The sequence below is a fragment of the Cupriavidus sp. IK-TO18 genome, assembly GCF_015549295.1.
Taxonomy (GTDB): domain Bacteria; phylum Pseudomonadota; class Gammaproteobacteria; order Burkholderiales; family Burkholderiaceae; genus Cupriavidus; species Cupriavidus oxalaticus_A.
Genome location: NZ_JADGMP010000006.1, coordinates 52208 through 64264 on the forward strand (window position 1 = coordinate 52208; position 12057 = coordinate 64264).

Below are 12057 nucleotides of genomic sequence, written 5' to 3' on the forward strand. Positions count from 1 at the left end.
ACAAGGCGAAACGGACGGCGTGCGGGCAGGCAGATCCGCCCACCCCGCACGGACCGCAGCAAGCTGCGTAAACCGTGCCGTCCCCTTACCCAAGACACAGCAGACATGCATAACAACGATCTCAAAGCCCTCCTTGCCACGACACTCTCCATCGCCGCCCTCGGCGCCGGCATGCTCGCCTGCGGCCCGGCCGCAGCGCAAGGCCTGAGCGACCACGGCACCGACGAAGCCGCCCGCTACGGCTACAACCTGCAGCACAACGGCAAGCGCGATCCCTTCACCGAGGGTGCGCACGTCAACGGCAAGCGCGATCCGTTCACCGACGGCGCGCATGTCAACGGCAGGCGCGACCCGTTCACCGACGGCGCCAACCAGCCGGCCGCCGGCATGGACCTGGCGGGCATGGACCGCACCGGCGTCTCGGCGCCGCCGGCACACGCCGCCTGAAACTTGCTTCCGTCCGCCGCGGCGCTCGCCGTGGCGGCACTGCTGGCCGGAAGGACCTTTTCGGCCAGCCCCCCAAGCCTCCCACTCGCTTCGACGACATCCCCATGAAAGCCATCCTGATCGCCATGCTCGCCCTTGGCGCCCTTGCCGCATCCCTGCCCGCCAGCGCGGGCCCGGACTGGTCCGTGATCGAGCGCGCCCGCGCCGAAGCACGCGCCCGCCATGCGATTCCGTGCGCACAAAACGCCCACGCGGCGCCCGCATCGGCGGCCCCGGCTTCGCCGACTGCGGCACGCTGAACGCTACTGAGGCGCGCGCTCCGGTGCTAGATTGGAAAGGCGTGCTGGCGGCAAAAGCCAGCAGCGCCTGACAACGCACATAGCACACGACCCCACGACCCCACTTCAGCGAGGAGCCGCGCATGTCCCTCCCTCACCTAGCTTCCGGACAGATCGCCAGCGTGCTGCCCCTGGGCACGCGCCTGGACCAGACTGTCACCCAAGCCCTGTTCAAGGAAGGCCCGCTTGAAGTGATGCGGCTGGTGCTGAAGGCGGGCAAGCATGTGCCGCCCCATGCGGTGGACGGCCCGATGACGGTGCAGTGCCTGGAAGGCGAAGTCCGCCTGCGCGTGGACGGCGCCGAACGCGGACTGCGCCAGGGCGACCTGCTCTACGTCGGCCCGTGCGTGCGCTATGACCTGACCGCCGACACCGATGCATCGGTGCTGGTGACGATGGTGCTGCCGGCCGGCCGCTGACGGCCTGGGCCGGGTATCAGCCCTGGCCAGATGCCGTGACGGGCAGCACGTCGTCGAGGATCGCGAGCGCAGTGGCGTAGTCGTACGCTCCGATCGCGCCTTCCAGTTCGGCCAGCATGCCGGCAGGCACCACCGCGTCCAGTGCGGCGCGCTGCGCGGCGAGGGTCGATCCGGCTTCGCTGGCGCCTTCGCGCAGCTGCCGCCGCAGCCGGATCAGCGCCCGCGCAGCGGATCCGGCGGAAGGCTGGACCGTGGATGGCGGCGCAGGCGTTACATCCGGCAGGTGCAGGCGCAGTGCCGCCAGGAGATCCGACATCGCCGCTTGCAACGCGGCAGCCTGCAGCGCGACGCCGCCCTCATCACCGCCGCCGTCGCGCAGCGTGCTTTCCAACGCCGCGGCGGCGCGCGACACTGCCATCGCGCCCAGGTTGCCCGCCACGCCGGCCAGCTCGTGCACAAGCTGCGCGGCTTCGCCGGTATGGCCATGCGTGAGCTTCGTGAGCTGCGTGCCGGCATCGGCGTATCGGTCGCGCAGCCGCGCCAGCAGACCCCGGTAAGTCTCCGGCTGCCCGCCGGCGCGCTCGAGCGCATCCCCGATATCCAGCACACCCGTCGCGGCGAGCGCGCCAAGCCATGCCGGCCACTTCGGCGCCACGGCCGGCACCTCGCCGTCGCGGGTCAGCCAGCGATGCACGGTGGCAAAGAACACCGGCGGGCTGATCGGCTTGGCGATATGGTCGTCCATGCCGGCCGCCAGGCAGCGTTCGCGGTCCTCGGGCAAGGCGTTGGCAGTCATGGCGACCACCGGCAGCGCGGCAAGCCGCGCATCGGCGCGAATTCGCCGCGTGGCCTCGACGCCGTCCATCACCGGCATCTGCATGTCCATCAGCACCAGGTCATACGCATGCGTGGCCAGCCGCTCGAGTGCGGCCCGCCCGTTGCCGGCGGTGTCCGGCGTAATGCCGGCCTGCTGCAGCAGGTGTACCGCGACCTCGCGATTGATTTCGTTGTCCTCGACCAGCAGCACGCGCCGCTGCGGCAGCGACCAGCCCGGGCCGGGCGCCGCGCGCTCCGGCTCGGCCGGCGGCGGCATGCCGGGTTCGGCGGCGAGCACCCGCAGCGTGGCATCGAACAGCACCGACGGGCTGACCGGCTTGAGCAGCAGCGCGTCGAAGCCGCCCTGCTCGCCGGCGCGCAACACCGCCTCGCTGCCGTTGGCCGTCACCATCAGCGGCCGCGGGCGCGGCCCGCGCAGCGCCAGCCTGGCCAGCCGGCGCGCGGTCTCGATGCCGTCCAGGCCGGGCATGCGCCAGTCGATAAAGGCGGCGTTGTAAGGATCGCCCTCGGCATCCGCGGCCTGGATCGCCGCCAGCGCCGCTTCGCCCGAGGCGGCCTGGTCGGCGCGGAAGCCGAAGCGGCGCAGCATCGCGGCGATGACCTGGCGCGCGTAGCCGTGGTCGTCGACCACCAGCAGGCGGCGTCCGGCCAGTTCTGGCCGCACCAGCAGCGCCGGGGCGCGCTGGCTGCCCGGCCGCAGCGACAGCTCGAACCAGAACGTGCTGCCCTCGCCAGGCGTGCTGTCCGCGCCCAGCGTGCCCCCCATCAGATGCACCAGCCGCTGGCTGATCGCCAGGCCCAGGCCGCTGCCGCCGTAACGGCGCGTGGTCGAGCTGTCGGCCTGCTCGAAGTTCCGGAACAACCGCCCGATCGCCGCGGGCGCGATGCCGACGCCGGTGTCGCGCACCGCGAAATGCAGCCGCACCCGCGGCGGGTTGCCGTCGCCATTGCTGTCGCCGTCGCCGGCACAGGGCGCCACGCGCACCACGCGCACCACGATCTCGCCGCGCTCGGTGAACTTGACCGCGTTGGTGGTGAAATTGATCAGCACCTGGCGGATGCGCAGCGGATCGCCGCGCAGCGCGTCGGGCACGTCGGGGGCGACCTCGACGATCAGCTCGAGCTGCTTTGCCGCGGCCCGCTCCGACACGAGGTCGCCCACGGTGCGCAGCACGCGCTCCAGCGAGAAGTCGATCTCTTCCACTTCCAGCTTGCCGGCCTCGATCTTGGACAGGTCGAGGATGTCGTTGAGGATGCCAAGCAGGTGCTGGCCCGAGCGCTCGATCTTCCCGACATAGTCGCGCTGCCTGGGATCGAGCTGCGTGCCCAGCGCCAGATGGGCCATGCCGATCACCGCGTTCATCGGCGTGCGGATCTCATGGCTCATGTTGGCCAGGAAGCTGGCCTTGGCCTGCGCCGCCGATTCCGCGGCGTGCTTGGCCTCGGCCAGCTCGGCGTTGGCGATGGCGAGTTCGCGGGTGCGCTCGGACACCTTGTGCTCCAGCGTCTGCGACAGCTCCTTCAGCTCGCGATGCGCCCGCACCTGGCTGGTGATGTCGATGCCGACCGAACCCACGCCGACCACTTCGTTGGTGGCCGGATTGCGCACCGGGAAGCGCATCACCTGCAGTTCGCGCGCGCCCTCCGCCGCCTGCATCGTGTAGATGTGTTCCTCCGCCTGCCCGCTCGCCATCACCCGCTCTTCGATATCCCAGCGCTCCTGCGTGCCATCGGGCATCGCCGGCAATTCGCGGTCGGTGCGGCCTAGCGCCGCGCGCTCGGGCTGTCCGATCAATGCCTGCGTGGCCGGGTTCAGCGCCAGGAAGGCGTGGTTGCGGTCCTTCAGGTGCATGATGGCGGGCGAATGGTCGAGCATGGCGCGCAGCCGCTCCTCGCTGTGCGCCAGGCGCAGCTGGCCGCGGCGCAGCGCCCACGCGGCCAGGCCGATCAGCAGGAGGATCGCCAGTGCCATGCCGATGACCACGGTGCGGGTCGACAAGTACGAATGGAAGGCCTCCTCCATGTCCTGCTCGACGATCAGCCCGCTCGCCAGCGCCGGCACCCACAGCCCGGCGCCGGCCACGCGCCGGCCGCGGTAGTCGCGGTAGCCGAAGGCAAGCTGCAGGGTCTGGTGCGACAGCACCTGCTGCGCCAGCCGGGTCAGCGGCGCTCCCGGCGGCAGGCGGTAGGTGCCGTTGCCGTCAGCCGCGGGAATCCGCGCCACGGTATGGAACATCGACGCCATGCCGGGCGCCAGCAGCCCCTGCGCGGCCAGTTCTTCATCGAAGCGCGCGGGCGACACCAGGCGGCCCTGGCCGTCGATCATGTACAGGTCGCCGCTGCGGCCATAGCGCGCCGCCATGACGATCTGCAGCATGACCACATGCGGGTCGATGCGCAGGCACAGGGTGCCGGCCGCGCGCCTGGCATCCTGTCCGGCAAGATCCGACAGCCGCGCGCATACCACCTGGAATGTCGGGACGCCGGCACGACCGCTGGCATTGGGGATCGGCTGCGGGCCGGGATACGGCGCGGACACCGCGGCGCCGTCGTGGCGCGCACGCTGCGCGGTGCGGGCGGACTCGGGCAACAGCAGCTGGCCGGTGCGGTCGGCCAGTTCGGAGGCCACGATGCGGTCGTCCGCGTTCACCAGCGCAAAGCCGATATAGCCGTGCGAACGCATCAGCGGCGCGATCCAGCGGGCAAATTCGGCAGCCTGCGCCGGGGTGGCGCCGCCATGGCTGGCCAGCAGCGGCAGCGCCAGCCGCACGGTGTGGTCCATTGCGGCGATCGACACGGCGCGGCGGCGCTGCTCGCCCGCCCAGACCTCCAGCAGCCGCGCGGTGGTGTTGACGGTGGCGCCCAGGCGCGCGCCCACGCTGGCCTGCTCGTTCTCGCGCACCACCGACGCTGCACCGAGCGCGAGCAGCCATACCGCCACCGCCAGCAGCGCGGCATAGGCGAGCAGCGGGCCGAACGGCCGCACGCCGGCGCGGCGGCGCAGTGCCATGCGCAGCGATGGCATGCCGGTCAGCCCTGCGCGGGGGCCGGCACCGGCTCGGCGCCGGACGGATCGGCATATTCCAGCGCGATCGCATGGAATTCGCCGGTGATCGCCAGGAAGGCGTCGATCACGCGCGGGTCGAAATGGCGGCCGCGGCCCTCGCCGATGATGCGCACCGCGTCATCGTGCGCAAACGCGGGCTTGTAGACGCGGCGCGAGATCAGCGCGTCATAGACATCGGCTACCGCCATCAGCCGCGCCGACAGCGGGATCGCTTCGCCGGCCAGGCCGTCGGGATAGCCGCTGCCGTCCCATTTCTCGTGGTGGTGATGCGCGATCTCGCGCGCGTAGCGCAGGAAGGAGCTGGTGGTGCCGCACTGCGCCTCGGCATCGGCAATGGCATCGCGGCCCAGCGTGGTATGGGTCTTCATGACCTCGAATTCTTCCGCGGTGAGCTTGCCGGGCTTGAGCAGGATGCGGTCGGGGATGCCGACCTTGCCGATATCGTGCAGCGGCGCGGACTTGAACATCAGGTCGATGGCCTTGTCGTCGAGCCTGCCGGCGAAATGCGGCTCGTGCTGCAGCTTGCGCGCCAGTGCGCGCACATAGTGCTGGGTGCGGCGGATATGGTTGCCGGTCTCGTTATCGCGGGTCTCGGCCAGCGCCGCCAGCGCGATGATGGTGGCGTCCTCGATCTGCTCGATCTCGCGCGTGCGGCGCTGCACCTCGGCCTCGAGCCAGGCCGAGCGGTCGCGCAGGAAATCGTGCGCCTGCTTGAGCGCCAGCTGGCTGGCAATGCGCGCGCGCGCCACCGGCGCGCTGACCGGCTTCATGATGTAGTCGACCGCGCCGACCTCGAAGCCGAGCGCCTCGTCATGGGCCTCGGCCCGTGCGGTCAGGAAGATCACCGGCACGCACGCGGTGCGCGCATCGGCCTTGAGCTGGCGGCATGCCTCGTAGCCGTCCATGCCAGGCATCGACACATCCATCAGGATCAGGTCGGGTGGCGCTTCGCGCGCCAGTTGCAGCGCGGTGGCCGCCCGGGTCGCCACCTTGACGCGGTATGGGTCCTGCAGCAGCGCGACCATGGCCGCAATGTTTTCGGGAACGTCGTCGACGACCAGGACTGTCGGCCGCCGGTCGGTGCTTAGGGCGCTCATCTGTCGAAATTGGCGGTTGAGACCGTCTTGTTTCGTGCGCGCCGGGCGCGCGGGCCGTTGCCGGGCTGGCCGCCCCGCACAGCCAGCAGGGCCATTGCGCGGAGGCGACTTCTGCACAAACGGCAGAAATGCTCCGGCTTGTCCCCTCCCAAAGCAGGGTTGAGCGCCCTGCGCTGGCAGAAAATTGCCGCAATGTTAAGTATTAGCTACCCGACATGATCAACTGATGCGCCGCATGGCCTCCCGGATCGGATCCGCCTCGGTCGGCCTTACCAGCCTGGCCACTTCCTGCCCGTCGCGCAGGAACACCAGAGTCGGCCACAGCTTGATGCGGAACGAGCGGCCGAGCGGGCGTCCGCTGCCGTCCTCGACCTTGATATGGCGCAGCGCGGGATGCACCGCGAACGCTTCGGCGAGCGCCGGTTGCGCGCGCTGGCAGTAGCCGCACCATGGAGCGCCGAATTCGAGCACGGTGCCGCCGTTCAGCGCATCCACTTCGGTACGGGGCGGCTCGGTGGCCGCGTAATGCTGGGTCATGGGCATGGTCGGGTCCTTGATTCGATGACGACGGTTTGCGGTCGGCACGCATGGTCGCATTGCTGCCGGATTCGTGCCAGATCCGCACCGCCCCGGCAAGGCCGGCAAGCGGTCGGCAAGGGCCAGGCCAAGCCCGCGCGCCGTGTAATTTCTACGCCGCCGGGCCGATTTGCCACCATTCCGGCAGCAGCCGGCGCACCTCCGGCGCGGCAAAGCGGTCGTCGATCAGGTAGACCACGCCTTCGTCCTGCTGCGTGCGGATCACCCTGCCCGCGGCCTGCACCACCTTGCGCAAGCCCGGATAGAGATAGGCATAGTCGTAGCCCTGGCCGAAGGCCGTCTGCATGCGCGCGCGGAACTGCTCGTTGACGGCGTTGAACTGCGGCAGCCCCAGCGTGGCGACGAAGGCGCCGATCAGGCGCTCGCCGGGCAGGTCCACGCCCTCGGCAAAGGCGCCGCCCAGCACCGCAAAGCCGATGCCTGCGCCGCCCGCGACAAAGGCTGACAGGAAAGCGGCCTGCGCCGCTTCGTCCATGCCGCGCGACTGGACCCAGTGCGGAATGTCGGGATGCGCCTGCGTGAAGTTCGACACGGCCTGCTGCAGGTATTCGTGGCTGCTGAAGAACGCGAGGTAGTTGCCGCGGCGCGCGCGGAACTGGTCCGCCATCAGCGCGGCAATGGCCGGCAGCGACTGGCCGCGCCGCGCATAGCGGGTCGAAATCCGGCTGGCGATGCGTACCGACAGTTGTTCCGCCCGGAATGGCGACGGCACCGCCACGCGCGCGCAGTCGGCGGGCAAACCCAGCGTATCAAGGTAGTAGGCGGCCGGGTCCAGCGTGGCCGAGAACAGCGTGACGGAATGCGCCGCGGCAAAGCGCGGCCGCAGGAACGGCGCAGGGATGACATTGCGCAGGCACAGGAGCGCATGGTTGCCGCGTCCGGCCTTTGCGGCGGCGGTTGGCCGCTGGATATCGAACAGCGAATTCGCATCGAGCTGCTCCGCCAGCCGGCCGAAATGCAAGGCATCGAAATAGAACCGCTGCAACGCCGGGTCGACCGACGCGGGCTGCTCGGTCATGTGCGCCAGCACTGCCGCGCAGCAATCATCGAGCGCGCGCAGCAGGGGCGCGGGCACTTCCGGCAAGACTTCATAGGCAACGTCGGCTTGCCGCGCCAGTGCGCCCCAGTGTCGCGCCAGCCGGGCCAGCGGCCTGGCCACCGCCGCGGGCGCGCCGCGCCGGGCGTCGCGCAGCGCCTGCGGATCCAGCTCGGCGGTGTACATGGCGCGGCCGCGCTCGACCAGGTTGTGCGCCTCGTCGACCAGCACGCCCGCGCGCCAGCCGTTGGCGACGGTCAGCGCGTACAGCAGCGCGCTGCGGTCGAAGTAATAGTTGTAGTCCGCCACCACCACATCGCTCCAGCGCACCAGTTCCTGGGCCAGGTAGTAGGGGCAGATGCCATGCGCCAGCGCCAGCGTGCGCACAGCGGCACGGTCGCGCACCGGCACCTCGCGGGCGGCTTCGCGCGCGGCGGGCAGGCGATCATAGAAGCCGCGCGCGAGCGGGCAGGATTCGCCGTGGCAGGCCAGCTCCGGATGCTCGCAGGCCTTGTCGCGCGCCACCAGTTCGATCACCCGCAGCGGCTGCGCGCCGTGGCTGCGCAGCGCCTGCGCCGCGTGCAAGGCGACGCCGCGGCCGGTGGAGCGCGCCGACAGGAAGAACGCCTTGTCGATAGCCTGCCCCGGCATCGCCTTGAGCAGCGGGAACAGTGTGCCGATCGACTTGCCGATGCCTGTCGGCGCCTGGGCCAGCAGGGTGCGCCCGGCGCGGTTGGCGTTGTAGACGGCCTGCGCCAGCTCGCGCTGGCCGGTGCGGAATGCCGGATGCGGGAAGGCCAGCTGTGTCAGCGCAGCATCGCGGGCCTGCCGGTGTGCCAGTTCGGCTTGTGCCCATTGCAAAAAGCGTTCGCAGGTCTGGACGAAGAACGCATCGAGATCGTCCGCGCTGAAGTGCTGCACCACCGGGTGCTCGCGCTGCCCCACGATGTCGAAATAGACCACGGCCACGTCGATCCCGGGTAGCCCAAGCTTGCGGCACATCAGGCAGCCATAGATCTTTGCCTGCGCCCAGTGCAGGTGGCGGTGGTTGTCCGGCACGGCGGCCTCGCCGCGCACGGTCTTGATTTCTTCCAGGCGGTTGGCGTGCGGATCATAACCATCGGCCCGGCCGCGGACATGCAAGGGGCCGAAATCCGCGAACAGCGGCACTTCCGCCTGGTAGCCCGGTCCGCGCCTGCCGGTCACCAGCGCATGGCCGGCGACGCCCTCCTGCGCGGTTGGCGTCGGCACGAAGCGCAGGTCGAGGTCGCCCGCCTTGGCGGTGAAATCGCACAACGCGCGCACGGCGACGACGTAGGCAGGGGCCTGCTCTGGGGCTGGGACCGGAACGGGGGCGGCGGGTGTATCGACGGACACTGGGGTGGAACGGCTTGAGACTGTATGAATATACAGTATCAGGACCGATTCTCAGGCTCTGCGCGGCAACGGCGGGCATAAGGAAAGAGCAAATCGTTATTTCCATGTGCCCCGTACTGCGCCCTATAGTCTCCGGCTCACACAAGAATATCGGCTGGCCTGTTTTACCCGGCGGCCGGCACACGACTGGAGCATGACCTTGAACCGCGGCCTCACCCTTGGCGATACCCTTTCCTGGCCGGCACGCTACCTGCCCCGCAAGACCGCGCTGGTCAGCGGCATCGGCGCCGCGCGGCGGTCCTGGTCGTATGCGGAGTTCGATGCCGAGGTCAACCGCCACGCCCACGGACTGCAGGCGCTGGGCATCGGCAAGGGCGACGTCGTGGCCGCCTTCCTCTACAACACGCCGGCCTTCGTCTTCACGCTGCTGGCCACGGCGCGGCTGGGTGCGGTGTTCAACCCCGTCAACTACCGGCTGGCGGCGCAGGAACTGGCCTACATCCTGAACGACGGGGCTGCCAGGGCGGTGCTGTTCGAGCAGGAAGGCGCCGCCGTCGTGGAAAAGGCGACGGAACTGGCCCCCGGCACCGCGCTGCGCATCTATGCCGACGCGGACCCGGCTCCGGCTCTTGCCACGCACCGCCTCGACACGCTCGCCGCCGGCCAGCCGGCCACGCTGCCAGCGGCCGACGTCCACGAGGACGACCCCTGCATCCTGATGTACACCAGCGGCACCACGGGCCGCCCCAAGGGCGTGGTGCACACCCATCGCAGCAAGCTCCAGCACAACGCGATCATGCACCAGGCCATGACGCTGTCGCGCGAAGACGTGGGCCTGTCGGTGGCGCCGCTGAACCATACCGCCGAGCTGCACACCAGCTTCCTGCCGCGGCTGCAGGTCGGTGCCACGCAGGTGCTGCAGCGCCGCTTCGATGCGGGCGAGGCCTGGCAACTGGTGGAAAGCGAGCGCGTGACCCACTTCTTCGCCGCACCGACCATGGTCGGCATGCTGCTGAACCACCCCGGGGCGGAAACGCGCGACCTCTCGTCGCTGCGGCTGGTCGAATACGGCGGCGCCTCGATGGCGCCGCACCTGATCCGCGAATGGGACCGCAAGATCGGCGCCGGCCTGGTACAGGTGTATGGCACCACCGAGATGGGGCCGTGCATGTCAGTGCTCTACCCGCACGAACAGCTGACCCGTGCCGGCTCGGCGGGCCTGCCCGCGCTCGGCCATGACCTGGTGGTGGCGAAACTGCGCGACGATGGCGCGCCGACCGATCCCGCGCAACCGTGCGCGCCCGGCGAAGTCGGCGAGGTGCTGGTGCGCGGCGCCTGCATGATGCAGGGCTACCTGAACCGGCCCGACGCCAATGCGCGGGCGCTGGCACATGGCTGGTACCACACCGGCGACCTCGGCAGCCTCGACGCCGACGGCTACCTGTGGATCCGCGACCGCATCGACTACATGATCAACTCCGGCGCGGAGAACGTGTATCCGCGCGAAGTCGAGGACGCGCTGATCGAGCACCCGGCGGTGCTGGAAGTCGCGGTACTCGGCGAGCCCGACCCGACCTGGGGCCAGGTGGTGGGTGCGTACGTGGTGGCGCGCGGCGATGCGCCGGTCAGTGCCGAGCAGCTAGATGCCTTCCTGCTGCAGGGCGACCGGCTGGCCGCTTACAAGCGGCCGCGCCGCTATCACTTCCTGGACGCGCTGCCCAAGACCACCAGCGGCAAGATCCAGAAGCACATGCTGCGCGCCGGCGCGCAGGCGGCGTAGCGCTGCGCCGCAGCTCAGCCGCCCGGCACCGCGCGGATACGCAGCAGGCCGCTGGCGCCGCCGGCCAATGTGCCCCGGGCCGGGCGCCCACGCCGGCCCACGGCGGCCACGCCCGCGCTGGCTGCCTCCTTCTTCTGTTCGCGATATTCGGCAAGCATCGCCTCGCGCTGTCGGACGCGTTCCTCCAGTACGGCAATCGACTGGCTCAGGCGCGTCATTTCGCTGCCCTGGCGTGAAGCCGCTTCGGCAGCGTGCGCAAGCCGCTCCAGCGCGGCCTTGCGCTCTGTTTCCAGCAACTTCTGCGCATCCTTGCCCGCCACGCGGGCCGCATCCAGTTCCAGCGCCAGCCGGCGTTCGCTGGCCGTGGCGCGGGCGGTCATGGTTTCGCGCTCCTGGTCCCACGCGGCGCGTTCCGCGGCGAATTCACGCTGCAACGAGACCCGGGCCTCCAGCGCGGCGCCCGCCTCGGCGCGCAGCGTCTCGACCTGCTGCTGCAAGGCGGTAGCGCGGGCTTCGGCCTGCGCGCCGCGCTCCAGCGTCTCGTCCCGCGCGCGCGTCATTTCCGCCATGGCCGCTTCAGCACCGTCCAGCCGCGCCTGCATGACCAGCCGCTCCTGCTCCAGCATTTCCCGTTCCCTGGCCAATGTCGCCTGCGCCTCGGCCAGCGCCGTTTCCCGCTGGGCCAGCGCGGCTTCCGCCTGCGCCCGGGCGACCTGCAACGCGGCTTCCCACAGGTAGCGCGCCGCTTCAGTGACGGGTTCGGGGCAACCCGGCTTGGGCGCGAAGCCTTGCGGATCCTCCAATCGCCCGCCGAGCGCGGCAAACCAGGCGTCGAGGTGCGGACTGACCGTGTTGGGCGAACCGCGGCCCAGATGCAAGCGGATGCGTTCGATGGTCGGACGCTGGCCTGCCTTGAGCAGGCTGTCGGCGGCAGCCCAGACGTCGTCGCGGGTGATGCCTCGGGAGCGGAGTGTTTCCATGGTCAGGTCCGGGAAAGCCAAAATAAGGTTCGATAATGGAGACTTATCGAGCGCTATTCGTTGTCTCTGTATGATATGATAC

9 protein-coding genes are annotated in these 12057 nt (G+C 70.1%); 4 read left to right on the top strand and 5 right to left on the bottom strand.

The annotated features are described in order from the left end of the window. Positions 1–105 precede the first annotated feature (105 nt). The 3 genes from IPF36_RS04185 to IPF36_RS04195 all read left to right on the top strand — a co-directional run bounded on the left by IPF36_RS04185 (position 106) and on the right by IPF36_RS04195 (position 1204). A complete protein-coding gene (locus tag IPF36_RS04185; protein WP_135702610.1) occupies positions 106–447 on the top strand; it encodes a hypothetical protein in 342 nt (113 codons plus the stop codon). Positions 448–551: 104 nt separating this feature from the next. Then, the gene (locus IPF36_RS04190) at positions 552–746 is read left to right on the top strand and encodes a hypothetical protein (RefSeq protein WP_135702608.1); all 195 of its coding nucleotides are present in this window, start codon (positions 552–554) and stop codon (positions 744–746) included. A 122-nt stretch (positions 747–868) separates the two neighbouring features. Beyond that, positions 869–1204: a cupin domain-containing protein gene (locus IPF36_RS04195; RefSeq protein WP_133093184.1), complete on the top strand. Its 336-nt coding sequence runs from the start codon at positions 869–871 to the stop codon at positions 1202–1204. A 16-nt stretch (positions 1205–1220) separates the two neighbouring features. Here IPF36_RS04195 and IPF36_RS04200 read toward each other — a convergent pair whose 3' ends face one another. From IPF36_RS04200 to IPF36_RS04215, 4 genes are all read right to left on the bottom strand, one after another. Next, a complete protein-coding gene (locus tag IPF36_RS04200) occupies positions 1221–5066 on the bottom strand; it encodes a response regulator (RefSeq protein ID WP_195427380.1) in 3846 nt (1281 codons plus the stop codon). Between the two features lie 5 nt (positions 5067–5071). Next, the gene (locus IPF36_RS04205; protein WP_135702604.1) at positions 5072–6205 is read right to left on the bottom strand and encodes an HD-GYP domain-containing protein; all 1134 of its coding nucleotides are present in this window, start codon (positions 6203–6205) and stop codon (positions 5072–5074) included. A 219-nt stretch (positions 6206–6424) separates the two neighbouring features. Beyond that, positions 6425–6748, bottom strand: coding sequence for a thioredoxin family protein (locus tag IPF36_RS04210; protein ID WP_133093187.1), 324 nt, complete (start codon positions 6746–6748; stop codon positions 6425–6427). Between the two features lie 145 nt (positions 6749–6893). After that, the gene (locus tag IPF36_RS04215) at positions 6894–9215 is read right to left on the bottom strand and encodes an ATP-dependent DNA helicase (RefSeq protein ID WP_195427381.1); all 2322 of its coding nucleotides are present in this window, start codon (positions 9213–9215) and stop codon (positions 6894–6896) included. A 199-nt stretch (positions 9216–9414) separates the two neighbouring features. On the opposite strand from IPF36_RS04215, the gene IPF36_RS04220 reads away from it, so the two are divergent. Continuing rightward, on the top strand, positions 9415–10995 hold the full coding sequence (locus IPF36_RS04220; RefSeq protein WP_195427467.1) for a fatty acid--CoA ligase: 1581 nt from the start codon (positions 9415–9417) through the stop codon (positions 10993–10995). Positions 10996–11009: 14 nt separating this feature from the next. Here IPF36_RS04220 and IPF36_RS04225 read toward each other — a convergent pair whose 3' ends face one another. Continuing rightward, positions 11010–11975 carry a DNA-binding protein gene (locus IPF36_RS04225; RefSeq protein ID WP_195427382.1) on the bottom strand — a complete coding sequence of 322 codons (966 nt, stop codon included), beginning with the start codon at positions 11973–11975 and terminating at the stop codon, positions 11010–11012. Positions 11976–12057 lie beyond the last annotated feature (82 nt).